The sequence below is a fragment of the Clavibacter tessellarius genome, assembly GCF_001618005.1.
Lineage (GTDB): Bacteria > Actinomycetota > Actinomycetes > Actinomycetales > Microbacteriaceae > Clavibacter > Clavibacter tessellarius_A.
The window spans coordinates 66,113-89,548 of sequence record NZ_LQXA01000003.1 but is presented as its reverse complement, the minus strand read 5'-3'; the positions used below and the strand labels follow the sequence as shown (position 1 = coordinate 89,548).

Below are 23,436 nucleotides of genomic sequence, written 5' to 3'. Positions count from 1 at the left end.
TGATCCCGGTTCAGGCGGGCGCGTCGTCCGCCAGCCGCTGGAACATCACGTGGTCCTGCCACTCCCCCGCGATGCGGAGGTAGCGCGGCGCGAGGCCGTACCGCGTGAAGCCCGTGCGCGCCAGCACCCGCTGCGATGCGGCATTGCGCACCAGCGTCTCGGCCTGCACGCGGTGGAGGTTGAGATCGTCGAAGGCGAGGGTGACCGCAGCCGCGACGGCGGAAGTCGTGAGCCCGCGGCCGGTGCGATCCGCCGCGAGCCAGTACCCCATCGCGCACGACTCCAAGGCGCCGCGGACGATGCCCGTCAGACTGACGCGACCGGCGACGGATCCGTCGTCGTCGAGGATCGCGAGCGGCACGCCCAACCCGAGCGCGTGCTGCGCGAGCGCCGCCTCGACGTCGGCGCGCTGGCCGGCGGGCGTGTCGTGGTCAGCGGGCCGGATCGGCTCCCACGGCGCGAGGTGGGCGCGGCTCCGCAGGCGCAGCTCGGACAGGGCGGGGGCGTCGTCGGGCGTCAGCAGTCGGATCCGGTCGGGCACGGCACCGAGGATGCCAGACCGCCGTGCCGCCCCGCGCACGACGACGGCCGCCCCACCCGCTGAGGGGTGGGACGGCCGTCGGGTCGTGCGTGGTCGCTAGACGCGCGCGAGGTCCGCGATGATGCGGTCCCCGGCGGCGGCCATGACCGTCGTCGCCTTGATCTCGGCGCGACCCAGGAGGTCGTCCATGCGACGGCGGCGGGCCTTCGTGATCAGCGTCACGACGGTGCCCTGCTTGCCCGCGCGGCCCGTGCGGCCGGCGCGGTGGAGGTAGCTCTTGTACTCATCCGGCGCGTCGGCCTGGATGACCAGCCCGATGTCGTCCACGTGGATGCCGCGGGCGGCCACGTCGGTCGCCACGAGCACGCGGACCTTGCCGCTCGTGAGGAGCTGCAGGTTGCGCGTGCGGCGCGCCTGGTTGAGGTCGCCGTGCAGCGACGTGGCCGGGATGCCGGCGTCCTCGAGCTGGTCGGCGAGCTGCTCGGCGAACGCGCGGGTGCGGGCGAAGATCAGCGTCTTGCCCTCGCCGCTGGAGAGCTGCTCGATGATCGCGGCCTTGTCGCGCTGCTCGATGAGGAGCACGCGGTGGTCGATGGTCGACGACGCCTGGTCCTCGCCCGCGACCTCGTGGACGCTCGGCGACGGCAGGAACTCGTTGACGAGCGTCGCGACGCCCTTGTCGAGCGTGGCGGAGAAGAGCAGGCGCTGGCCGTCCTTCTTCACCTGGCGGAGGATCCGCTGCACGGGCTCGAGGAAGCCGAGGTCGCACATGTGGTCGGCCTCGTCGAGGACGGTGACGACGATCTCGGAGAGGTCGAGGCGGCCCTGGTCGATGAGGTCCTCGAGGCGGCCGGGGGTCGCGATGAGGATGTCGACGCCGCGCTGCAGCGCACCGACCTGCTTGAACTGCGGCACGCCACCGAAGATCGTGGTGGTGAACAGGCCCACCGAGCGGGCGATGGGCTGCACCGTGCGGTCGATCTGCATGGCGAGCTCGCGCGTCGGGGCGAGGATCAGCGCGCGGGGCTTGCGGCCCATCTTGCGGTTCTTCGCGCCGTCGTTCTCGAGCAGGCGCTCCACGAGGGGCGCGCCGAACGCGATGGTCTTGCCGGATCCGGTGCGGCCGCGGCCGAGCACGTCGCGACCCGCGAGCACGTCGGGGATCGTGGCGGCCTGGATCGGGAACGGGCTGGACGCGCCCAGCTCCTCGAGCACGCGGACGATGTTCTGGCCGAGGCCGAGCGCGGCGAAGGTCACGCCGTCGACGTCCTTGGCCGTGGTGGCCTGCGCCTCGAGGCGCTCGAGCACGACGTCCTCGGACGGCGCGTGGCGCGGGGCGCCCTCCTTGCTCGGGTAGAAGTCGCTGTCGCGCTTGGGGCGCGCGTCGTCGTAGGACGGGCGCTCGCTGCGCTGGGGCCGGTCGCCGTAGGAGGGACGCTCGGAGCGCTGCGGGCGGTCGCCGTACGACGGGCGCTCGGATCGCTCGGGGCGGTCGCCGTAGGACGGACGCTCCGTGCGAGCCGGGCGGGAGTCGTTGTACGACGGACGCTCGGTGCGGGCCGCACGGTCGTTGTACGCGGGACGCTCCGTGCGAGCGTTCCGGTCGTTGTACGCGGGACGCTCCGTGCGAGCGTTCCGGTCGTTGTACGCGGGACGCTCCGTGCGGGCCGGACGGGAGTCGTTGTAGGACGGACGCTCGGTGCGAGCCGGGCGGTCGTTGTACGACGGACGCTCGCTGCGCTGGGCGCGGTCGCCGTAGGAGGGACGCTCGGCGCGGTCGTCGTACGCGGGACGCTCGGAACGAGCCGGACGATCGTTGTACGCGGGTCGCTCCGTGCGAGCGCTCCGGTCGTTGTACGCGGGTCGCTCCGTGCGAGCGCTCCGGTCGTCGTACGACGGACGCTCCGACCGCTGCGGCCGGTCGTTCCCGTAGGACGGGCGGTCGTTGCGCGGCGCGCGGTCGTTGTACGACGGACGCTGGGAGCGCTCGCCGCCGCGGGCGGGACGCTCGTTGCCGTACGACGGACGCTCGGAGCGCTGTCCGCGCTCGGCGCCGTACGAGGGACGCTCACTGCGCTGGCCGCGGTCGGCGCCGCCGCCGTACGAGGGACGCTCGCCGCGCTGCGGGCGGGCGTCGCCGCGCTCGGGGCGCTGGCCGGCGCGGTTGGGGCGGTCGCCGTACGCGGGACGCTCGCCGCGACCGGCGGGGCGCTCGGCGCGGGGCTCCCAGTTGGGGCGGTCGGCGCCGCGTGCGGGACGGGCGGCGCCGCCGCGCTGGGGGCGGTCGTCCTGGCCGGAGCGCTGGGCGCGCTCGTCGGCGTTCCAGCGCTGCTTCTTGGGCGCGGGATCGGAGTTGTAGCCGCGGTGGTTCGGGCTGCGGGATCCCGCCGGGGCGCGCTTGGCGCCGCGCGGGGAGTCGTTGTTGTAGGGCATGAGGGATTCCTCGTTCTGCTCGGATGCATGACAATGCGCATGTGCGAAGCAGCGCGCTACAGGATCAGGGTGCGCAGAGCTGCTCTCAACCCGGGCAGTCGTCGACCGGGGGCCGTGTCATCGCGTGACGTACCCCTCTGCGGAACGAGAGGGGGAAACCGGCCCACCTGACTGACAAATCCATCCGCCCGGATGGATGGTCCGGTAGCGGTGTCAAGAGCCGACTGGAGAACACTACCGGACGCCGGCCGCTGGCACCAGGGCAGCGCCCCGCCCGGGCGCGCCGTGCGGCGCCCCCGGGCGGGGTCGGGAGCCGGATCAGCTCGCCGTGCCGCCCTCGGTCGTCGCCGCGGATCCACCGACCGGCAGCCCGCGCTCGCCGCGCCTGCGCTCGCCCCGTGCCCGGATCCTGAGCCCCGCCCGCTCCACGAGCGAGTACAGCGACGGAAGCACGACGAGCGTCAGCACGGTCGACGACAGCAGGCCGCCGATCACGACGATCGCGAGCGGCTGCGAGATGAACCCGCCGTGCCCGGTGAGGCCGATCGCGAGCGGCAGCAGCGCGAAGATCGTCGCGAGCGCCGTCATGAGGATGGGCCGCAGCCTCCGCGACGCGCCCTGCAGGATCGCCTCCCGGAGCTCGAGCCCGCGCGTCCGGTACTGGTTCACGAGGTCGATGAGCACGATCGCGTTCGTCACCACGATGCCGACGAGCATCAGCAGGCCGATGATCGACGCGACGCCCAGCGGGATCCCCGTCACCACCTGCAGCAGCACCGCGCCGGTCGCCGCGAACGGCACCGAGACGAGCAGCACGAGCGGCTGGATGAGGCTCCGGAACGTCGCCACCATGATGATGTAGACGATCAGGATCGCCGCCAGCACCGCGAGCCCGAGCTGCCCGAACGCGTTCGACTGCTGCGACGCGACGCCGCCGAGCGACGCCTGCGCGCCGGCCGGCAGCTGCACGTCGGCGACGGCCCGCGACACCTCGGACGAGGCGAAGCCCACGTCGTCGCTGCCCGGCGTCGCGCTCACGGTGGCGCTGCGGAAGCCGCCCGTGGTCGTCACGGTCGCGGGCCCGTCGGTGACCTCGACGGTCGCGAGGTCGCTGAGCGGCACGAGGCCGCGCGCGGTGGGGATCCGGAAGTCGCGCAGCCCCTGCAGGCTCTGCGCGGCGTCCGGGTCCTGGATGTAGATGGACAGCGTCTTCTCTTCGATCACGACCTGCCCGACCGAGGCCGGCAGCCGGCTCGCGGTGACGATGCCGCCCACGGCCTGCTCGCTGAGCCCGGCCGCCGCGGCCTTGGCCCGGTCCACGTTCACGGCGATGAACGGCTGCGTCTCCGAGAGGTTGCTCGTGGCCTGCTCGATGGAGGGCAGGTCCTTCACGGCCGCGAGGATCGCGTCGGCGGACGCCTTGAGGTCGTCCGCGTCGTTCGCGGTGATCTGCACCGCGATGTCGCTCGACGAGAACCCGCCGGAGGCCGCCGCGAGCGACACGTCGCCCACGTCGGTGAGGCCGTCGACCGCGGAGCGCACGCGCTCGCGGATGGCGTCCTGGTCGGCGTCCGAGTCGGTCGTGAGCGCGAACGTGATCCCGCCGCCGCCGCTGAACGCCGCCGTCAGCGACGTGCTGTCCGAGCCGATCGAGGTCTGCACGGTGTCGACGCCCTCGACGCCGATGAGCGCCTGCTCCACCTTCGTGGCGGCGGTGTCCTGCGCCTCGAGGCTCGTGTCGCTCGGCAGCTCCTGCGAGACGGTCAGCGTGTTCTGCCCGCTGTCGCCGAGGAAGTTGGTCTTCATGCTCGGGATGAGCGCGACCGTGCCGCCGAGCACGAGGATCGCGAGCACCAGCGTGACCGCGGAGTGCTTGAGCGTCCAGGCGAGGATCGGCAGGTAGCCGCGCTGGAGGCGCGTGGGCGCGCCCATCCCCTCGCCCTCGTCGTGCGCGGCGTGGGATCCGCGGGCCGGCCGGTCGGCGAGCTCGCGGTCGTCGACGGGGCCGGCGATCGCGGCGTGGGCTCCCGTGCGGGCGGCGCCCTCCACGGCGGAGGTCGATGCGGATGCGGCGGCGGCCGCCTTGCGGCGCGCCCGGCGCGACTCCCCCTCCGGCCGCAGGAACCAGTACGCGAGCACCGGCACGATGGTCAGCGCGACGAACAGCGACGCGGCGAGCGCGATCGTCACCGTGAGTGCGAAGGGCCGGAACAGCTCGCCCGTGATGTCGCCCACGAGCGCGATCGGCAGGAACACCGCGACGGTCGTGGCGGTCGACGCCGTGACCGCGCCCGCGACCTCCTTCACGGCGGCGCGGATCGCCTCGAGCCGGTCGGGCGTGAAGGAGAGGTGCCGCTTGATGTTCTCGATCACCACGATCGAGTCGTCCACGACGCGCCCGACCGCGATGGTCAGCGCGCCGAGCGTGATGATGTTGAGCGTGTAGCCCGAGGCGAGCATGCCGATGAAGGTGATGAGCACCGACGCCGGGATGGAGATCGCGGTGACGATGGTCGACCGGATCGACAGCAGGAACACGAGGATCACCAGCACGGCGAACACGAGGCCGAGCAGGCCCTCCGTGGTGAGGCTCGAGATCGACTGCTCGATGAAGGGCGCCTGGTCGAACACGACCGTGAACTCCGTGCCGTTCCCCAGGTCCTGTGACAGCTGCGGCAGGAGCTCCGTGACGAGGTGCGACACGTCGACCGTGTTGCCCGCCGGCGTCTTCGTGACGGCGATGGTGAGCGACGGCTGGCCGTCGACGCGCGAGATGCCGGTGGTCGGATCCTGGCCGAGCTCCACCTTGGCGACGTCGCCGATCGTGAGCGCGCGGCCGCCCGTCGCACCCAGCAGCGGCAGCGCGGCGAGGTCCTGGGTGGATCCGAGGCGCGTGCCCGACTGCACGGACAGCGTGGTGCCGTCCTCCGTCACCGAGCCCGCGGGCAGGAGCTTCCCGTTGGCGTCGAGCGCGTCGCGGATGGCCTGGTTCGAGAGGCCCTCGGCCTGCACCTTCGCGGGATCCGGCGTGATGACCACGCGCTGCCCGACCGTGCCGAGGAGGCTCGCGTCGCGCACGCCGTCGAGCTTGCGGATGTCCGACAGGGTCGAGCGCTCGAGCGCGGCCGTGAGGTCCTGCGGGCTGAGGTCGCTCGTCACCGCGATCTGGATGACCGGCAGGTCGTCGATGCTGCCCGCGATGACCACGGGGTCGATCCCGTCGGGCAGCGTGGTGCGGATCCGGTTGATGGCCTGGTCGATCTTCTGCTCGGCCGTCGCCAGGTCGGTGCCGTACGTGAACGAGGCCGAGATGACGGACGAGTCGGTGCGCGAGGTCGCGGTGGAGGACTCGAGGCCCGGCACCGCCTGGATCGCGCGCTCGATGGGCGTCGACACGTCGGTGTCCACGACCGCGGGCGATGCGCCCGGATACGCCGTGACCACCGCGAGCTGCGGGAACGACACCGACGGGATGAGCTCCTGCTTGAGCGTCGTCAGCGCGATGCCGCCGAAGACCCCGATGACGATCGTGACGAGCGCGATCAGCGCCCGGTTGCGGAGGCTGAAGACGGAGAGGAGATGCAGGGGGTGCTCCTTGTGCGATGCGGGCCGCGGGGGCGGCGGTCGCTCGGACCGCTGATCGCCCGCACCGGGAACCCGCCCCGTCGTGAGGAGTATCGCATCCGCGACCGGGAGATCCCCCGTTCGCGACGGGTTTTCGAACGGGAGGCGCCGCGCTCGGCCGATGCCCGGCCGCACGGAGCATGCTGGGGGGATGGCACACCGGGCATCGACGACCAGGGACGCGGTCCCCGAGCCCAAGACCTGCGCCTCGTGCGGTCGCACCATCGAGTGGCGCAGGAAGTGGGAGCGCGACTGGGACCAGGTGCGCTTCTGCAGCGACGCGTGCCGGCGCCGCGGGGTCTCCGACGTCGACGCCGCGCTCGAGCGGCGGATCCTCGACCTCCTCGCGCACCGCGCCGGCGGCGCCACCATCTGCCCCTCCGAGGCGGCCCGGGCCGAGTCGCCCGACGACTGGCGCGACCTGATGGAACCCGCCCGCCGCGCCGCCCGGCGGCTCGTGGACGCGGGCGAGGTCGAGATCACCCAGAAGGGCTCGGTCGTCGATCCCTCCACCGCCCGTGGGCCCATCCGCATCCGCCGTCGGCGCTGACCAGGCACACTAGGGGGATGCATCGACCGACCCTCACCGTCTTGGCCGCCGTCGCGAGCGCGGCGCTCCTGTCCGGATGCGGGGCCAGCGCGCAGTTCACGGCGCCCACGACCGAGATCTACGCGACCACGGCGGACGCCCAGACCGCCATCGGCACGGCGCTGCCGACGTGGATCCCGGCCGACGGCACCCTCATCCGCACCAAGTCCGAGGCGAAGGCCGGCAGCATCGTCGCCGTCCAGACGGGGCAGGCCGCGCCCGCACCCGGCGGCTGCACCGACCTGCAGATGTCGACCATCGAGGACACCTGGTGGCCGCCGAAGATCGACCCGGCCACCGTCACCTGCGCCGGCGGCTGGAACGTCTTCGGCGCGAACGGCCACCTGTACGGGTGGAGCACCACGGTCCTCCCCTAGGCCGCCGCACCATGTCCGCCCCGGCCGCACGCCCGTCACGACCCCGTGACCGCCTGCTGCTCACCGGCGCCGTGCTCTGCTTCGTCATCCTCGCGGCGGCGGCTCCGACGGCGCTCGCCGCCCTCTTCGAGAGCGCGGTCCTCGTCGACCGGCTCCCGCAGCCGGACCTCGGCACGCCGACGTCGCCGGAATACGAGGCCCTCGTCCGCCGCGCCGTCCTCGCCGGCGCGGTCGCCGCGCTCGCGCTGACCGGCGGGATCGTCTGCCTCCTCCGCCGCTACGCGGTGCCGGCTGCGCGCCGCTGACGCCCGGCGGCGAGCGCCCGCAGGACCAGGATCACGGCCACCCCGACGGCCGCGCCCACGAGCGTGTCGACCACCCGGTCCGTCACGAGCGGCAGCACGGGCAGCGTCCGGCCGAGGCCGCCCATCACGAGCGCGAGCGGGGTGATGAAGACGAGCGCCAGCCCGTAGTGCCGCCCCACCGCGAGCTCGGCCGCGAACTGGCAGGCCACGGCCACCGCGATCACGGCGGGCGCCGGCAGGTGCAGCGCGAGGATGCCCGAGGCCACCACCGCGCCGGCCAGCGTCCCGAGCACCCGGTGCGCCACGCGCGTGAACGACAGCGGCCCGCGGACGACCGGCAGCACGGCCACCAGGGTCACGACCGCCCAGTAGTGGTGGCCCAGCCCGAGCGCCACGGCGATCCCGCCCGCCACCAGCGCGCCGAGGACGTTGGCGGCCACCGCGGTCCACGCGGCGGGATCGCGGTGCACGGCGGCGTCGCGCACGGGTATCCGCGGCAGTGCCCGGAAGCGGTGGGCGTGCGCCTCGGGCGCCCAGCGGCGGAGCAGCCAGCCCGACATGCAGACGCCGGCGGAGAACGCGATCGCGGCCACGGCTGTCACGAGCGCGTCGCGCGCCTGCGCCGGATCCACCGGCACGGCCGCGCACACCACCAGCCCGAAGACGGGGAACAGCGGATGCGGCGGCACCAGGCTCATCGCCGTCGAGACGAGCGACGCCCCGCCGAGCACGACGACGAGGCCCGCCGCCTCGAGCGCGAGGGGCGCGTCGGCGAGCGACAGGACGACGCCCGTGGCGATGGCGACGAGCATCATCGCGGCCCCGGCGCCCACGCTCGCGAGCCGCAACCGGTACCGCTCGTTCCGGCCGTACAACCCGGTGAAGGCGCCGAAGGACGCGTAGAGCGCGAGATCGAGCCGGCCGATCGCGAGGAGCACCAGGAGCGGCACGAGGAGGCCGACGCTCGCGCGCATCGCCGCCTCGAGGTCGAGCGTGCGGGTGGACGACGGCCGTGGGGCGGGCGATGCGGGCACGCGGCCATCCGATCTCCCCGGGAGAGGAAACGGGGCAGTCCACGGTACGCCCCTCGCGCGCGCGTCCCCGACGCGCGCCGCCCGCGCGCCCCGGTCCGGACGCGACGACGCGCCCCCGGTCTCCCGGGGGCGCGTGGTCGATCGGCCCGTCGTGCGGGCGGGGCGGCTAGGAGCGCGCGGCCCGCAGCACCGTGAAGGAGCGGTCGCGCACGAGGATGCTGGTCGCGTCCTCGTCCGTGTTCTGCTCCGAGTCGGACGATATGGCGAGGTGCCACGAGACGCCGAGCCCGGAGGGCAGCTGGAACTCGACCGGGCCCTCGGCCGCGTTGAACGCGACGAAGAACGCGTCGCTGTCACGGCCCTTCATGATCACGCCGATGCTGAACGCGTTCGGGTCCGTCCAGTCCTCCGGGTTCAGGGTCTGCCCGTCGGCGCGGATGAAGCGCACAGCCTCCTCGGCGCCCTCGACGTCGTCGCCGCGGAACCAGATGGGGCGCAGCGCCCGGTTGCCGCGGCGCAGGCGGATGAGCTTCCGCGTGAAGTCCTGCAGCTCGCGGTCCGCGTTCTCCCAGTCGAACCAGGAGATCTCGTTGTCCTGGCAGTAGGCGTTGTTGTTGCCGCCCTGCGTGCGCGCGATCTCGTCGCCGCCGAGCACCATCGGGATGCCCGAGGAGAGCAGCAGCGTGCCGAGCATGTTGCGGCGCTGGCGGTCCCGGATCGCGTTCACCTCGGCATCGTCGGTCGGGCCCTCCACGCCGGCGTTGGAGGAGCGGTTGTCGCTCTCGCCGTCGTTGTTGTCCTCGCCGTTGGCCTCGTTGTGCTTCGCGTCGTACGACGTGAGGTCGGCGAGCGTGAAGCCGTCGTGCGCCGTGATGAAGTTCACGCTGCACAGCGGCGAGCGGCGGCCGGACTCGTACACGTCGGGGCTGCCGGTGATCCGCTGGGCCAGCGCGCCGAGCACGTTCTGCCCGCTGTGCCAGAAGTCGCGCACGTCGTCGCGGAACTTCCCGTTCCACTCCGACCAGTCCGCGGGGAAGCCGCCGACCTGGTAGCCCGCGGTGTCCCACGGCTCCGCGATCATCTTCACGGGCGCGAGCACCGGGTCCTGGTGGATCAGGGTGAGGAACGCGCTGTGCAGCTCCGCGTCGCCGTCCTGGCGCGTGAGCGTCGTGGCGAGATCGAAGCGGAAGCCGTCGACGTGCATCTCCTCGACCCAGTAGCGGAGCGAGTCCATGATCAGCGCGAGCGCCGCCGGGTGCCCGACGTTGAGGCTGTTGCCCGTGCCGGTGGTGTCGAAGTACGACGCCTCGTCGCCCTCCATGAGCCGGTAGTAGGAGGCGTTGTCGATGCCCTTGAGCGACAGCGACGGGCCCATGTGGTTGCCCTCGGCGGTGTGGTTGTAGACCACGTCGAGGATGACCTCGAGGCCCGCGGCGTGCAGGGCCTTGACCATCTCCTTGAACTCGACGACCTGCTGCCCGCCGTCGCCCGCGGAGCTGTAGTCGGAGTAGGGCGCGAGGAAGCCGATGGAGTTGTAGCCCCAGTAGTTGCGGAGTCCCTTCTCCTCCAGGTGCGAGTCCTGCATGAAGTGGTGCACCGGCAGGAGCTCGACGCTCGTGATGCCGAGGTCGGTGAGGTACTCGATGGCCGACGGGTGCGCGAGGCCCGCGTACGTGCCGCGGATCTCCTCGGGCACCGACTCCATCCGCTCGGTGAAGCCCTTGACGTGGACCTCGTAGACGACGGTCTCGTCCGACGCCGTGCGCGGGGCCTCGTCGTCCTCCCAGTCGAAGCGGCGGTCCGCCACGACGGAGCGGGGCATGGAGGCGGCGGAGTCGGCCTCGTTCATGACGGACGGATCGTCGAAGGTGTGCGCGAAGACGTCCTCGCCCCAGGTGGGGTGCCCCTCGATCGCGATGGCGTACGGGTCGAGCAGGAGCTTCGCGGGGTTGTGGCGGAGGCCGCGGGACGGGTCCCACTCGCCGTGCACGCGGAGGCCGTAGCGGGTGCCGATGCCGGCGCCCTCGACGAGGCCGTGGAAGACGTGGCCGGTGCGCTCGGAGAGGCGCGTGCGGGTCTCGGTGCCGGACTCGTCGAACACGCAGACCTCGACGGCCTCCGCGGTCTCGGAGTACACGGCGACGTTGAGGCCGCTGGGCAGTCCGCCGTCGCGGGCCACGACGGTGGCGCCGAGCGGGTACGGACGGCTGATGTAGGAGCGGCTGATGGGAGGCAGGTCGATGGTCACGGCTTCAGTATGCTCGTGCCCGCCCAACCCGTTCGTGCACGAAGGGGATTACCCAGACAGCGGTCCGAGACCGGCGCTCGGCGGCTACGGCGGACCGCTGCCCGGGCATCCACTACCGCCCCTGGAGGGAGGAGAAGGCGCACTGCGCCTCGGCGCCCCACGTGGCGAGGAGCACGCCGCGGCCTGCGGAGGGACGCGCGACGACGGAGCGCTGCTCGCCGGCCGCCGTGATCACCGGGGATCCGGCCGCGCCCTTCCCGAGCGCGCACGGCAGGGACGTCTGGCCGCCCGTGTCGTGCTGGGGACGGCCGGCGCACGCCTCGAGCGCGGCCGTGGCGGATCCGGCGGCCGGGTACCCGAGGATCGCGAGGCGCGGCGCCTCCCCGGTCGCCGGCACGAGGGGCGTCCCGAACACGGGCTCGGCCGCGCCGACCTGGGCCGCGAGCACCTCGCCCGCGGGCCCGCTGACGCGCGCGAAGCCGGCGTCGTCGGAGGCGCGGCCCGTCGTGGTCCACGAGGAGGAGACGGCCGCGACGCGCACCGGCCAGATGCCGTGGGGCGCCGTGGCGCCCTGGGCTCCGGGGATGAAGGTGGCCAGCGTGGTCGCGGCACCGGTGCGCCGGTCGACGAGGCAGTGGGCGGCGGTCGCGATCGCGTCGCCCTCCGGGGTGTCGACCACGCTCGCGGTGCAGGCGTGGTTCCGCCCGCCCGACACGTAGAAGAGGACGCCGACGAACGGCTGGTCGGGGTGCGGGACCGGGGTGGAGGCCGCGGCGTTCCCGTCCTCCGACGTGGACAGGGCGGAGGCCGAGGCCGAGGCGGACCCGGCGGCGGTCGGCGAATCGGCCGCGAGGGCGGCGGCACGGGCGGCGGGCGTCCAGTGCGTGGCGGCAGCGGCCTGATCGACGGATGCGGGGACGACGACGGACCCGTCGGCGACGGGCGCGGCGGACGCCGACGACGGCACGGCGAGACCGGCGGCGGCGAGCCCGCCGGCGAGCGCCAGCGCGGCGAACGCGTGACGGGGTCGGCCGGCGGCCGCCGACGGGGTCGAGACGGGGGTGGATCGCGGACGGATGCGCATGAGTTGTTCCTCCAGGATCGGTCGGCTGGCGACCCTCCGCCGGGGCCCGTCGAGACGGGACATCGGGACGAACGCCGCTCGCGGGAGGTCGCACGGATGCCGGAACGCTACCGCGGGCCGCACCCGCGCCATCGGCCGCCTCCCCAGGGCGGTCGGCTCCTCATACGAGGATCGAGCGGTCCTCCACGTCGCGCCCGAGCCCTGCGACGGGGGCGAGGCCGCGCCACGCCTCGTCGAGGATGTCGAGCGCGCGGTCGGTGGCGGCGGGCGGGGACGTGATGGGGATCCGGAGGAACCGCTCGAACGCGCCGTCGTGCCCGAACCGGCTCCCGCCCGTGATCGACAGGCCGCGCGCCCGGGCGGCGAGCGCCAGCTCCGTGCTCACGGGCGCTCCGATCCCGACCCACACCGCCAATCCGCCGTCGACGTGCGGCACCTCCCAGCCGGGGAAGCGCCGCGCGAGCTCGGCCTCGACGTGGTCCCGCGTCTCGCGGAGGCGCGCGCGGCGCTCGGCGAGGATCCCGTCCATGCCGCCCAGCACCTCCGCCACCACGAGCTGCTCGAGCACGGGCGTGCCGAGGTCGCGGGCCGAGCGCGCGCGGGCCAGCTCCCGGAGGAGCGGCCGGCCGGCGCGGATCCAGCCCACGCGCAGCCCACCCCACACCGTCTTGCCCACCGACCCCACGAGCACGACGGCGCCCGGCGACCCGTGGACGGCCAGCGGCGGATGCGCCTCCGCCCGGTCGATGTCGAGCTCGGCCGTGGTCTCGTCCGCCACGACCGTCACGCCGTGCGCCTCGGCGAGCGCCACGACCCGCGCGCGCTGGCCCTCCGGCATCGTGCGGCCCGTCGGGTTGTGGAAGTCGGGCATGAGGTAGGCGAGCGCGGGACGGGTGCGGCGGATCGTCTGCTCGAGCACGTCCTCATCCCAACCGTGGGCGCCGACGCCCGCTCCGACGAGGCGCGCGCCCGCGTCGCGCAGGGCCTGGATCGCGTGCGGGTAGCTCGGCTGCTCGACGAGCGCCCGGTCGCCGCGGTGCAGCAGCACCGACGCCAGGAGCCCGATCGCGTGCTGCGCGCCGACGGTGACGAGCACGTCGTCGGCCTCGGTCGGCAGGCCGCGGGCTCGGTAGCGGGCGGCGATCGCCTCGCGCAGCTCGGGCAGCCCATCCACGTCGTAGCCGTGCCCGTCGAGGTGCGCGGGGAGCCGGGCCGCCGCGCGCATGGCGGCCTCGGCGAGACCGGGCGCGGCGGGCACGGCTGCGCGGCTCATGTCGGCGACCTCGCGCCCCTCCCCCCGGGCGTCGGGCGCGCGTCGCGGGATCCGCGTCACGCTGCCGGAGCCGCGCCGGCTCGCCAGGTGGCCGGTCCCGCGGAGCGCCGCGTAGGCCGCCGCGACGGTCGTGCGGCTGAGCCCGAGCGACGCGGCGAGCTCGCGCTCCGCGGGCAGGCGCGCCCCCACGGGCACGCGGCCGTCGAGCACGAGGCGGCGGATCCCGTCGGCGAGCGCCTGGTAGGCCGGGCTGCCGGGCCGGGTCCACTCCCCCAGCAGCGCGGTGAGGGCGGTCGGGCCGAGCACGGCGGAGGGCGCGGATCCAGAGCGGGTCATGAGGCCACAGCCTGGCGATTGGCACCTTGTCCCGCAACCGGCGACGCGATTGGATCTCCCTCATGCTCCGTCGCTCAGTCCAGTTCGCCGTCGGCATCTTCCTCTACGGCTTCGCCATCGGCATGATGCTCCAGGCCGCCGTCGGCGTCTCGCCGTGGGACGTCCTCAGCCAGGGCGTGACGCTGCGCACGGGCCTCCCCTTCGGGCTGGTCACGAACATCATCGGCGCGCTCGTGCTCCTGCTCTGGATCCCCATCCGCCAGCGCCCGGGCTGGGGCACCGTCCTCAACGTCCTCTTCGTCGGCTACAGCGCGCAGTTCGCGCTCGCGGTGGTGCCGGCCGTCGACAGCCTCGGGTTCCGCATCCCCCTCTTCGCCGCGGGACTCGTCCTGCTCGGCATCGCGACCGGCCTCTACATCGGCGCGCACTTCGGGCCGGGCCCGCGCGACGGGCTGATGACGGGGATCCACCGCCGCACGGGCTGGCCGGTGTGGCGCGTGCGCGTCGGCATCGAGCTCGTCGTGCTCCTGATCGGCTGGGCGCTCGGCGGCGACGTGGGCCTCGGCACGCTCGCGTTCGCGCTCCTGATCGGCCCGATCGTCCAGCGCACGCTCCCCCTGTTCGACCTCCCCGTCCCCGTCCGCGAGCGGCGTCGGCGACGCGGCGACGCCGCCCCCGCCGACCCGGCTGGCACCCTCTCGACGGGACCCGTCACGACGGCCGGCTAGTCCGCACGGCGACGCGGATCCAGCGGCCTCACGGCCCGCTCCCCGCTCCGTCGCGTCCCGGGCGCGTCGCCATGTATCGTGGCCGCTCGTGACTCCGGACCCCCAGGCTCCCGAGAGCAGTCCCGCCAAACGTCTGCTCATCGGCGAGAAGCTCGCCAGCGACAAGCTCGAGGGCCAGCTGCTCCCCAAGCACCTGGCGCTCCCCATCTTCGCGAGCGACCCGCTCAGCTCGGTGGCCTACGCGCCGCAGGAGCTGCTCCTCATCCTCACGCTGGGCGGCCTCGCGTTCCTCAGCTTCGCGCCCTGGGTGGCGGCCTGCGTCGTGATCCTGCTGGTCGTCGTGGTGCTCAGCTACCGCCAGCTCATCAAGGCCTACCCGTCCGGCGGCGGCGACTACGAGGTCGCGCACAAGAACCTCGGCGAGAAGGCCGGCCTCGTCGTCGCGTCGGCGCTCCTCGTGGACTACATCCTCACGGTGGCGGTGTCGGTGGCCTCCGGGGTCGACAACATCATCAGCGCGGTCCCCGAGATCGCGCCGTTCCGCGTCGAGATCGCGGTCTTCTTCGTCGCGCTCCTCGCGGCCGTGAACCTCCGCGGCGTGCGCGAGTCGAGCAAGGCCTTCGCCGTGCCGACGTACCTCTTCATCGGCAGCGTCGGCGTCATGATCGTGGTGGGCCTCGTCCGCACCGCGCTCGGCGACCCGCCCGTCGCCGAGTCCGCGGCCTACACGGTCGACACCCCGACCCTGTCGCAGGTCGCGTTCATCCTCCTGCTGCTGCGCGCGTTCTCGAGCGGATGCTCGGCGCTCACCGGCGTCGAGGCCATCTCCAACGGCGTTCCCGCGTTCCGCACCCCCAAGGTGAAGAACGCGCAGGCCACCCTCGTGATCATGGGCGGCACGGCCATCGTCCTGTTCGTGGGCCTCACCACCCTCGCCCTCATCGCCCGCGTGCACTACGGCGAGCACCCGTGCGACCTCCAGGGCTGGGCCGAGTGCGCCACCGAGCCGCAGAAGAGCCTCATGGCGCAGGTCGCGGCGGCCACGTTCGGCGGCGGCAGCGTGATGTTCTACCTGCTGCAGGCCACGACCGCGGCGGTGCTCCTCCTCGCGGCCAACACCGCGTTCAACGGCTTCCCGCTGCTCGGCTCCGTGCTCGCGAAGGACGCGTACGCGCCCAAGTCGCTCCTCACGCGCGGCGACCGCCTCGTCTACAGCAACGGCATGCTGCTGCTGGCGCTCGGCGCGACGCTCATCCTCGTCGTCTACCAGGCGAACCTCACGCAGCTCATCCAGCTCTACATCATCGGCGTCTTCGTCTCGTTCACCCTCGGGCAGACGGGCATGGTCGTGCACTGGACCCGCATGCTCCGCGAGGGCTGCGCGAACCGCGGCGAGGTGATCCGCGGCCTCGCCATCAACGCGTTCGGCGCGCTGCTCACCGCGCTCGTGCTCATCGTCGTCACGATCACCAAGTTCACGCACGGCGCCTGGCTCGTCTTCGCGATCATGCCGGTGCTGTTCCTCCTCATGCTCGGCGTCAACCGCTACTACCGCGACGTCGAGAAGGAGATCGAGGTCGACCCCGTCACGGTCTTCGGCTCCACGGGCGACCACGCGGTGGTGCTGGTCGGGCGGATGCAGAAGCCGGTGCTCAAGGCCCTCGACTACGCCATCGCCGCGAACCACGACAGCATCGAGGCGGTGCACGTGTCCGTCGACGACGAGGCGACGACGCTCCTCGAGCGGCAGTGGGTCGAGATGGAGATCGAGATGCCGCTGCGCATCGTCGCCTCGCCGTACCGGGACATCAGCTTCCCGCTCATCAAGTACCTGAAGTCGCGTCGCGCGGATCACGGCAGCGAGATCATCACGGTCTACACGCCCGTCTACATCGTCGGCCACTGGTGGGAGACGCTGCTGCACAACCACAAGGCCCGGCGGATCCGCCAGAAGCTGCTCCTCGTGCACGGCGTGACGCTCGCCCTCGTGCCGTGGCTGCTCGACTCGTCCGAGATCATCTACGGCCGCCGCTCTCGGCCCGTCCCCGGACAGGATCGTCGCGGGGAGCCCGTGCGCCCGGTCAGCCGCCGGCCCGGGCCGCCGCCGCCCACGCCCGTGAAGCACACGAGCGGTCGCGAGACGCCGTAGCGCAACGCAGGCGCATGCTCGCGCGTGCAAATCATTAGGGCGCTAGCTTTCTGGGGCAAGCCCCTATGCACTTCCCCCTCTCCCGGAGTTCTGTGGCAGACAGCAGGGCCCGAGCCCTGCGGCAGCTCGAACCCCACGAGAACCGAGAGGGAACCACATGTCGAACGACCTCCGACCGGCGTCGCCCGTGAGCGGTGGATCCGCCGCCGACGACGCATACCCGGCCGTCGCCCCCGCGTCCACCCTGGGCACGACCGGGACCACCGGCACGACCGCCAGCAGCAGCACCAGCAGCACCGCGGACACCGCGAAGGAGCAGGCCGCGGGCGTGGCCGACGACGCCAAGGCCGGCACGCAGCACGTCGCCGGCGTCACGAAGGACGAGACCCGCAAGGTCGCGTCCGAGGCCAAGGCGCAGGCGCAGGACCTCGTCGCCCAGACGCGCGACCAGCTCCGCGAGCAGACCGGCGTCCAGCAGGAGCGCGCCGCCGGCAGCCTCCGCACGCTCAGCGACGAGCTCCGGGACATGGGCGACCGGTCCGAGAGCACCGGCCTCGCCGGCGAGCTCGTCGCGCAGGCGTCGCAGCGCGCCGGCAGCGCCGCCTCGTACCTCGAGGGCCGCGACCCGGGCACGCTCCTCCAGGACGTCACGGACTTCGCGCGCCGCCGTCCCGGCCTGTTCGTCGGCCTGGCCCTCGTCGCCGGCGTCGCCGCCGGTCGCCTCGCGCGCTCGCTCACGAGCGAGGCGCACGACGCGAAGGAGGCGGAGGAGTCCACGACCACGACGACCGGCACGTCGACCGCGACGACCGCGCGCGCCACCGCGCCCGGAGACGTCGCCCCTGCCGCGCCCGCTGCCGCGGCCTCCGACCTGCCGTCGACGCAGCTCGGCGCGGACGACCCGCTCGGCGTCGGACCGTACGACGACGCCGACGACACCGCGTCCGTCGCCCCCACCCCGCTCTACGACCAGACGCGCCCCGTCGACCCGCTCACGGAGACCTTCGGCGCGGGCGACCGCACCGACGGATCGCGCGCATGACCGACGGACGCACCCCCTCCGAGGAGAAGGCCGCGACCACCAGCCTCGGCGACCTCCTCGGGAACGTGACGAAGGACGTCTCCACGCTGATGCGCCAGGAGATCGCCCTCGCCAAGGCGGAGATCAGCGACTCGGCCAAGAAGGCCGGGAAGGGCGCCGGCCTCCTGGGCGGCGCGGGATACGCGGGCCTCATGGCCGTGTTCTTCCTGTCCGTCGCCCTCATGGTCGGGCTGGGCTACCTGTTCGACGACCAGGCCTGGGGCGCGGTCGTCGTGGCCGTCGTCTGGGCCGTCATCGGCCTCGTGATGTACCTGCAGGGCCGCAAGCAGCTCAGGACCGTGCAGGGCGCGCCCCGCACGGCCGAGAGCGTGAAGAAGATCCCCGAAGCGATGAAGAGGAACGAGGCAGACCGATGAGCGACAACCCGGAGCAGATCCGTGCGGAGATCGAGCGCACGCGGAACGATCTGAGCATCGACGTGGACGCGGTGGCCGACAAGGTCACGCCCGCGAAGGTGGCGCAGCGCCAGACCGACAAGGTGCGCGGCGCCCTGTCCAACGTGAAGGACAGCGTCCTCGGATCCGCGAGCGACGCGCAGTCGCGCGCGGGCGACGCCGCCGGCGGCGCGAAGGCGAAGGCGAAGGGGAACCCCGTCGGCCTCGGCCTCGTCGCGTTCGGCGCGGGCCTCCTCATCGCCTCGCTGATCCCCGCGAGCGACAAGGAGAAGGAGCTGGCCTCGACCGTCAAGGACAAGGCCCAGCCCCTGGTGGAGAAGGCGACCGACGCCGCCAAGGACGTGGCGGGTGAGCTGAAGGAGCCCGCGCAGCAGGCCGCGCAGCAGGTCGCGGGCACGGCGCGCGACTCGGCTGAGACGGTCAGGTCGGAGGCGCAGTCGGCCGCGCAGGACGTCGAGGACAGCGCGCGGGACGCGAAGCGCACCGTGCAGGACGACGCCCGCGGCTGATCCCCGCACGCGCTCCGGAGGGGGGTCGGGTCGCGCGACCCGGCTCCCCTCGCGCGTGCTCCCGGGCAGGTCGCGGGCCACGCCGGACGGACGGGTGTCCTCGAAAAGGGGGACACGGATGTAGGGTCGTTGGTGCACGAACTCTTACCCCGGGAGGTCGTGCGGGCCCGACCGGACGACGGACGCATCGACGCCGATGCGCACCGAGCCGGCCGGTCGACGTCCGGGCCGACCCGTGAGGTCCGGATCGAGGCGGGGGCACGCGCCGCGAGTTCCCGCAGACGGCGCGGGCCCCCGCGACTCCCCCGACGCCCGGCGCGGCGACGCGCGCCGCCCCTCAGCCCAGCGCGGCGACGACCTGCCGCGCGATGCGCCGGCCCGCGCGGTTCGCGCCGATCGTCGACGCCTGCGGGCCGTAGCCGGCGAGGAACAGCCGGGGATCCCGCTCGGAGACACCGGACTCGACGCGCACGCCGCCCTCCTTCTCCCGCAGCCCGAGCGGTGCCAGATGGCGGATCTCGGGACGGAAGCCCGTGGCCCAGATCACGGCGTCGACCTCCTCACGCGCGCCGTCGGCCCAGACGACGCCGCGCTCCTCGAACCGGTCGATCGGCCCGCGGCTCGCGAGCAGGCCCCGGCGGATCCCCGCGGCGATGCGCCGGGTGCGCGGCACGCCGGTGCCGCTGACGATGCTCGGCAGCGCCTCCCCCGCCCGTGCCGCCCGGTCCTGCAGCTCGACGGCGCGGACGGCCGCCTCCACGTCGAGCTCGCCCGCCTCGAGGAAGTCGACGGGGCGCCTCGTCGACCACATCGTGCGCGCCGCGACGCCCTCCAGCTCCAGCAGGAACCCGATGGCCGACGTGCCGCCGCCCACGACGAGCACGCGCAGCCCGCGGAGATCGGCCGCCGAGCGGTAGCCGGACGTGTGCAGCTGGCGACCGCGGAACGACGCGAGCCCGGGATAGGACGGCACGAACGGCGCGCCCCAGGTGCCGGTGGCGTTGACGACCAGCCGGCTCACGCGATCGCCGTCGGAGGCGCGGACGAGGAGCGGCCGCACGCCGTCCGACGGATGCGCGGCGCGACGCCGTGAGGCCGTGGGCGGCGGCACGTCGGCGTCGAGCACGGCCCGGACCTCGACCGGCCGCGCGACGCGCAGGTCGAACGCCTCCTCGTACCGCGCGTAGTGCTCGCGGACGACCTCGCGCGCCGGGCGCATCCGGTCGGCCGTCGCGAACGACAGGCCCAGCTGCGACATGCCAGGGAGGTCGGCGACGCGATGCGCGGACCCCAGCCGGAGCGCCGCCCAGCGGTGCTGCCACGCTCCGCCGGTGGACGGCCCGCGGTCGAGCACGACGGCGTCGGTGCCCATGCGGAGCCCGAGCCGCTGCAGGTGGTACGCCACGGAGAGGCCGGCCTGCCCGGCACCTATGACCACGACCTGGGATTCGGCGGGTGCGCGGCTCATGGGACTGCCAGGCTAGCGCCCGCTCCCGCGCGGATCCCGTGCGGAGGGCGGAGCCGTACGATGCGGCCAGGAGCGTCCGGCGGGAGGACACGCCCGGGACGCCGGAGGCCACATGTTAGGGTAGCCCCTAGGTTTTCTCCAATCCCTGTCCGCTGTTTCCAGCGTTGTCGCCGCCCGTCGGGGCCTGAGTCGTGAGGGGGTCTCGCATGGGGCGCGGCCGTCAAAAAGCTAAGCACACCAAGATCGCGCGAGAGCTGAAGTCGTTCAGTCCCAATGTGGACTACACGCAGCTGGAGCGTGAGCTGACCACCCACGGGGCGGTCGACGAGCAGTACGCGGCCGAGGCCGCCAAGTGGGACGAGTACGCCGACGAGCCGGACGCCTACGTCCCGGGCGACGAGCAGAAGCGCGCCTGATCCCATCCCCGGCGAGAGCCGGGTGAGCTGCGGACCCGTCTCCTCGCGAGGCGGGTCCGTTCACGTGCGCCCGGTGCCGTCGCGCCCGGTGCCCGCACACGCGGGGCGCGGGCTGTCGACGTCCCGGGCGCCTCGAAGGCGGGCGGATCAGTCGCGGTAGCGGCCGGTGAGGCGCACGGCCCCGCCGTCCACGCCCTTCGCGCCCTGCTCGAACCCGGTGCCCGCGGGCGCCTCGCCCATCGCCACGCGCCCGGCCTCCCACGTCGGGATGCCCGCGGCGGTGAGCGCCTGCGCGATGCCCTCGGCGGCGGCCGGGTCGACGACGACGAACATCCCCACGCCGAGGTTCCACGTGCCCTCGGCGCTCTCGAGCGTCGAGCCGGCGATGCCCGACAGCGCGCGGAACACGGCAGGCGGCGACCAGGTGGAGCGCTCGACCTCGCTGAAGGACCCGCGCGGCAGCACGCGCGCGAGGTTCGCGGCGATGCCCCCGCCCGTGACGTGGCTGATGGAGTGCACGGCCGGGCCGAGCTCCGGCTGCGCGAGCACGTCGAGCAGCGGCGTCGTGTAGAGGCGCGTCGGCTCGAGGAGCACCTCGCCCACCACGCCGCCGAGCTCGGCGGACGTGTCGCCGAACCCGATGCCCGCGACGCGGAGGATGTGGCGCACGAGCGAGAAGCCGTTGCTGTGCAGGCCGCTCGATGCGAGGGCCAGCACGACGTCGCCGTCGCGCACGCGCTCCGCGCCGAGCACGGCATCCGCCTCGACCGCGCCGACCGCGGCACCGGCGACGTCGTAGTCGTCCGGGCCGAGGAGGCCCGGGTGCTCCGCCGTCTCGCCGCCGACGAGCGCGGTCCCGGTGTCGGAGCACGCGCGGGCGATGCCGGCGACGATGTCGGCGATGCGCGCCGGCACGACCCTGCCGCACGCGATGTAGTCCGTCATGAAGAGGGGGCGCGCGCCGACCACGACGATGTCGTCGACGACCATGCCCACGAGGTCCTGGCCGATGGTGTCGTGCTTGTCGATCGCCTGCGCGATGGCGACCTTGGTGCCGACGCCGTCCGTGGACGTCGCGAGAAGCGGGTGGCGGAAGCGCGTGAGGGCGCTCGCGTCGAACAGCCCCGCGAACCCGCCGAAGCCGCCGACCACCTCGGGGCCGTGCGTGCGGGAGACGGCCTCCTTCATCAGCTGGACCGCGAGATCGCCGGCCTCCGTGTCGACGCCGGCCTCTGCATAGGAGCTCTTGGTGGTCACGAGACACAGAGTAGCGGCCGGGCGCGTCGCTCCCGTGTGGGAGACTGGCCGCTCCCCCACCTCTTCTACTCTTCAGGAGTCAGCCGAAGCATGTGCGGCATCGTCGGCGTCGTATCGTCCGAACCCGTCAACCAACTCGTCTACGACAGCCTCCTGCTGCTGCAGCACCGCGGTCAGGACTCCACCGGCATCGCCACCGCGGAGGGCAACACCTTCCACGTGAAGAAGCTGAGCGGCCAGGTCCGCGAGGCCTTCCGCACCCGCGACATGCGCTCGCTGCTCGGCACGATGGGCCTCGGCCACGTGCGCTACGCCACCCGCGGCAGCGCCGCCGACGAGGACGAGGCGCAGCCCTTCTACGTGAACGCGCCCTACGGCATCGTGCTGGTGCACAACGGCAACCTCACGAACACGCGGGAGCTCGCGCAGGAGCTCTTCCACGTGGACCGCCGCCACACCAACACGAGCTCCGACACCGAGCTTCTCGTCAACGTGCTCGCGCACGAGCTGCAGTCGCAGGTGTCCGGCATGGCGCTGGATCCCGACCAGGTGTTCACCGCCGTCGAGCGCGTCCATGAGCGGGTCGAGGGCTCGTACGCGTCCATCGCGATGATCGCGGGGCACGGCATGCTCGCGTTCCGCGACCCGTTCGGGATCCGCCCGCTCACCCTCGGCCGCCGCGAGCTCGAGGGCGGCCGCATGGAGTGGGTCGTGGCGAGCGAGTCGCTCGTCATGGAGTCCCTGGGCTACGAGATCGTGCGCGACGTCGCGCCCGGCGAGGCCGTGTTCATCACGATGGACGGCGAGATGCACGCGCGCCAGTGCCACCCGACGCCGCGCCTCATCCCCTGCGCCTTCGAGTTCGTGTACCTCGCCCGGCCCGACTCGGTCATGTCCGGCATCGGCGTCTACGACGCGCGCCTGCGCATGGGCAACCGGCTCGCCGCCACCATCGCGGAGCACAGCCCGGCGGGCGACATCGACGTGGTCATGCCGATCCCGGACTCGTCCAGGCCGTCCGCCATGCAGGTCGCGCAGACGCTCGGGATCGAGTACCGCGAGGGCTTCTACAAGAACCGCTACGTCGGCCGGACCTTCATCATGCCGGGCCAGGCGCAGCGCAAGAAGTCGGTGCGGCAGAAGCTCAACGCCATGAGCTCGGAGTTCAAGGGGAAGAACATCCTCATCGTCGACGACTCCATCGTGCGTGGCACGACCAGCCGCGAGATCGTGGACATGGCGCGGCAGGCGGGCGCGAACAAGGTCACCTTCACGTCGGCGGCGCCGCCGGTGCGCTACCCGCACGTGTACGGCATCAACATGCCGTCCAGGCAGGAGCTCATCGCGCACGGGCGGAAGATCCCCGAGATCGCGCAGGAGCTCGGCGCCGACCACCTCATCTACCAGGAGGTCGCGGACATGCGGGACGCCATCCTGGAGGGGTCGACGGGCGTCGAGGACCTCGAGATGAGCTGCTTCACGGGCGAGTACATCACCGGCAACGTGACGCCGGAGTACCTGTCCTGGCTCGAGCGCACGCAGCTCAGCTGACCGGGGCGCGTGGCGGG

General features: G+C 73.3%; 19 protein-coding genes. 10 read left to right on the top strand and 9 right to left on the bottom strand.

From position 1 onward, the window contains the following. Window positions 1-10 precede the first annotated feature (10 nt). The 3 genes from AWH51_RS00570 to AWH51_RS00560 all read right to left on the bottom strand — a co-directional run bounded on the left by AWH51_RS00570 (window position 11) and on the right by AWH51_RS00560 (window position 6,559). On the bottom strand, window positions 11-541 hold the full coding sequence (locus AWH51_RS00570) for a GNAT family N-acetyltransferase (protein WP_081234718.1): 531 nt from the start codon (window positions 539-541) through the stop codon (window positions 11-13). A 96-nt stretch (window positions 542-637) separates the two neighbouring features. After that, the gene (locus AWH51_RS16405; RefSeq protein ID WP_063070198.1) at window positions 638-2,974 is read right to left on the bottom strand and encodes a DEAD/DEAH box helicase; all 2,337 of its coding nucleotides are present in this window, start codon (window positions 2,972-2,974) and stop codon (window positions 638-640) included. 318 nt (window positions 2,975-3,292) lie between these two features. Beyond that, window positions 3,293-6,559 carry an efflux RND transporter permease subunit gene (locus tag AWH51_RS00560; protein WP_063070211.1) on the bottom strand — a complete coding sequence of 1,089 codons (3,267 nt, stop codon included), beginning with the start codon at window positions 6,557-6,559 and terminating at the stop codon, window positions 3,293-3,295. Between the two features lie 190 nt (window positions 6,560-6,749). Between AWH51_RS00560 and AWH51_RS00555 the strand changes: the two genes are divergently transcribed. From AWH51_RS00555 to AWH51_RS00545, 3 genes are read left to right on the top strand one after another with little or no spacing between them, the layout of a single operon-like run. Beyond that, window positions 6,750-7,148 (top strand): DUF2256 and DUF3253 domain-containing protein, encoded by a 399-nt coding sequence (locus AWH51_RS00555; RefSeq protein ID WP_063070197.1) that lies wholly within the window; start codon window positions 6,750-6,752, stop codon window positions 7,146-7,148. A 17-nt stretch (window positions 7,149-7,165) separates the two neighbouring features. Next, window positions 7,166-7,564 (top strand): hypothetical protein, encoded by a 399-nt coding sequence (locus tag AWH51_RS00550; RefSeq protein ID WP_063070196.1) that lies wholly within the window; start codon window positions 7,166-7,168, stop codon window positions 7,562-7,564. Window positions 7,565-7,575: 11 nt separating this feature from the next. After that, window positions 7,576-7,869 (top strand): hypothetical protein, encoded by a 294-nt coding sequence (locus AWH51_RS00545; RefSeq protein WP_063070195.1) that lies wholly within the window; start codon window positions 7,576-7,578, stop codon window positions 7,867-7,869. Here AWH51_RS00545 and AWH51_RS00540 read toward each other — a convergent pair. From AWH51_RS00540 to AWH51_RS00525, 4 genes are all read right to left on the bottom strand, one after another. Then, complete coding sequence (locus tag AWH51_RS00540; RefSeq protein WP_063070194.1) at window positions 7,842-8,903, bottom strand: FUSC family protein; 1,062 nt, start codon at window positions 8,901-8,903, stop codon at window positions 7,842-7,844. The two genes, AWH51_RS00545 and AWH51_RS00540, sit on opposite strands and share 28 nt — an antisense overlap. A gap of 166 nt (window positions 8,904-9,069) precedes the next feature. Further along, on the bottom strand, window positions 9,070-11,151 hold the full coding sequence (gene glgX, locus AWH51_RS00535; protein WP_063070193.1) for a glycogen debranching protein GlgX: 2,082 nt from the start codon (window positions 11,149-11,151) through the stop codon (window positions 9,070-9,072). Window positions 11,152-11,263: 112 nt separating this feature from the next. Continuing rightward, a complete protein-coding gene (locus AWH51_RS00530; protein ID WP_063070192.1) occupies window positions 11,264-12,235 on the bottom strand; it encodes a trypsin-like serine peptidase in 972 nt (323 codons plus the stop codon). Between the two features lie 160 nt (window positions 12,236-12,395). Beyond that, a complete protein-coding gene (locus AWH51_RS00525; RefSeq protein WP_063070191.1) occupies window positions 12,396-13,844 on the bottom strand; it encodes a PLP-dependent aminotransferase family protein in 1,449 nt (482 codons plus the stop codon). Window positions 13,845-13,906: 62 nt separating this feature from the next. Between AWH51_RS00525 and AWH51_RS00520 the strand changes: the two genes are divergently transcribed. The 5 genes from AWH51_RS00520 (at window position 13,907) to AWH51_RS00500 (ending at window position 18,727) form a co-directional block, all read left to right on the top strand. Further along, complete coding sequence (locus AWH51_RS00520) at window positions 13,907-14,572, top strand: YczE/YyaS/YitT family protein (RefSeq protein WP_063070190.1); 666 nt, start codon at window positions 13,907-13,909, stop codon at window positions 14,570-14,572. Window positions 14,573-14,660: 88 nt separating this feature from the next. Continuing rightward, complete coding sequence (locus tag AWH51_RS00515) at window positions 14,661-16,721, top strand: APC family permease (RefSeq protein ID WP_063070189.1); 2,061 nt, start codon at window positions 14,661-14,663, stop codon at window positions 16,719-16,721. A gap of 157 nt (window positions 16,722-16,878) precedes the next feature. Beyond that, window positions 16,879-17,763: a hypothetical protein gene (locus tag AWH51_RS00510; RefSeq protein WP_063070188.1), complete on the top strand. Its 885-nt coding sequence runs from the start codon at window positions 16,879-16,881 to the stop codon at window positions 17,761-17,763. Next, a complete protein-coding gene (locus AWH51_RS00505) occupies window positions 17,760-18,179 on the top strand; it encodes a phage holin family protein (RefSeq protein WP_063070187.1) in 420 nt (139 codons plus the stop codon). The genes AWH51_RS00510 and AWH51_RS00505 overlap by 4 nt, the downstream gene beginning before the upstream one ends. Further along, the gene (locus tag AWH51_RS00500) at window positions 18,176-18,727 is read left to right on the top strand and encodes a DUF3618 domain-containing protein (protein ID WP_063070186.1); all 552 of its coding nucleotides are present in this window, start codon (window positions 18,176-18,178) and stop codon (window positions 18,725-18,727) included. The genes AWH51_RS00505 and AWH51_RS00500 overlap by 4 nt, the downstream gene beginning before the upstream one ends. A gap of 337 nt (window positions 18,728-19,064) precedes the next feature. Here the strand turns inward: AWH51_RS00500 and AWH51_RS00495 are convergent, their stop codons facing one another. Beyond that, window positions 19,065-20,195 (bottom strand): FAD-dependent oxidoreductase, encoded by a 1,131-nt coding sequence (locus AWH51_RS00495; protein ID WP_063070185.1) that lies wholly within the window; start codon window positions 20,193-20,195, stop codon window positions 19,065-19,067. Window positions 20,196-20,401: 206 nt separating this feature from the next. Here AWH51_RS00495 and AWH51_RS00490 point away from each other — a divergent pair, with 206 nt between their 5' ends. Continuing rightward, entirely contained in the window at window positions 20,402-20,611 is a 210-nt protein-coding gene (locus AWH51_RS00490; RefSeq protein WP_012037444.1) for a DUF3073 domain-containing protein, read from the top strand. A 147-nt stretch (window positions 20,612-20,758) separates the two neighbouring features. On the opposite strand, the gene purM is transcribed toward AWH51_RS00490, so the two are convergent. Continuing rightward, complete coding sequence (gene purM / locus AWH51_RS00485; protein ID WP_063070184.1) at window positions 20,759-21,868, bottom strand: phosphoribosylformylglycinamidine cyclo-ligase; 1,110 nt, start codon at window positions 21,866-21,868, stop codon at window positions 20,759-20,761. 90 nt (window positions 21,869-21,958) lie between these two features. Between purM and purF the strand changes: the two genes are divergently transcribed. After that, window positions 21,959-23,419, top strand: a complete 1,461-nt coding sequence (gene purF, locus AWH51_RS00480) for an amidophosphoribosyltransferase (RefSeq protein WP_063070183.1) — start codon at window positions 21,959-21,961, stop codon at window positions 23,417-23,419. Window positions 23,420-23,436 lie beyond the last annotated feature (17 nt).

What these genes read in the sequence shown, in the direction of transcription:
- AWH51_RS16405 (WP_063070198.1), bottom strand. Translation starts at nt 2,974, where the DNA reads ATGCCCTACAACAACGACTCCCCGCGCGGCGCCAAGCGCGCCCCGGCG.
- AWH51_RS00555 (WP_063070197.1), top strand. Translation starts at nt 6,750, where the DNA reads ATGGCACACCGGGCATCGACGACCAGGGACGCGGTCCCCGAGCCCAAG.
- AWH51_RS00550 (WP_063070196.1), top strand. Translation starts at nt 7,166, where the DNA reads ATGCATCGACCGACCCTCACCGTCTTGGCCGCCGTCGCGAGCGCGGCG.
- AWH51_RS00545 (WP_063070195.1), top strand. Translation starts at nt 7,576, where the DNA reads ATGTCCGCCCCGGCCGCACGCCCGTCACGACCCCGTGACCGCCTGCTG.
- AWH51_RS00530 (WP_063070192.1), bottom strand. Translation starts at nt 12,235, where the DNA reads ATGCGCATCCGTCCGCGATCCACCCCCGTCTCGACCCCGTCGGCGGCC.
- AWH51_RS00525 (WP_063070191.1), bottom strand. Translation starts at nt 13,844, where the DNA reads ATGACCCGCTCTGGATCCGCGCCCTCCGCCGTGCTCGGCCCGACCGCC.
- AWH51_RS00520 (WP_063070190.1), top strand. Translation starts at nt 13,907, where the DNA reads ATGCTCCGTCGCTCAGTCCAGTTCGCCGTCGGCATCTTCCTCTACGGC.
- AWH51_RS00510 (WP_063070188.1), top strand. Translation starts at nt 16,879, where the DNA reads ATGTCGAACGACCTCCGACCGGCGTCGCCCGTGAGCGGTGGATCCGCC.
- AWH51_RS00505 (WP_063070187.1), top strand. Translation starts at nt 17,760, where the DNA reads ATGACCGACGGACGCACCCCCTCCGAGGAGAAGGCCGCGACCACCAGC.
- AWH51_RS00500 (WP_063070186.1), top strand. Translation starts at nt 18,176, where the DNA reads ATGAGCGACAACCCGGAGCAGATCCGTGCGGAGATCGAGCGCACGCGG.
- AWH51_RS00495 (WP_063070185.1), bottom strand. Translation starts at nt 20,195, where the DNA reads ATGAGCCGCGCACCCGCCGAATCCCAGGTCGTGGTCATAGGTGCCGGG.
- AWH51_RS00490 (WP_012037444.1), top strand. Translation starts at nt 20,402, where the DNA reads ATGGGGCGCGGCCGTCAAAAAGCTAAGCACACCAAGATCGCGCGAGAG.
- purF (WP_063070183.1), top strand. Translation starts at nt 21,959, where the DNA reads ATGTGCGGCATCGTCGGCGTCGTATCGTCCGAACCCGTCAACCAACTC.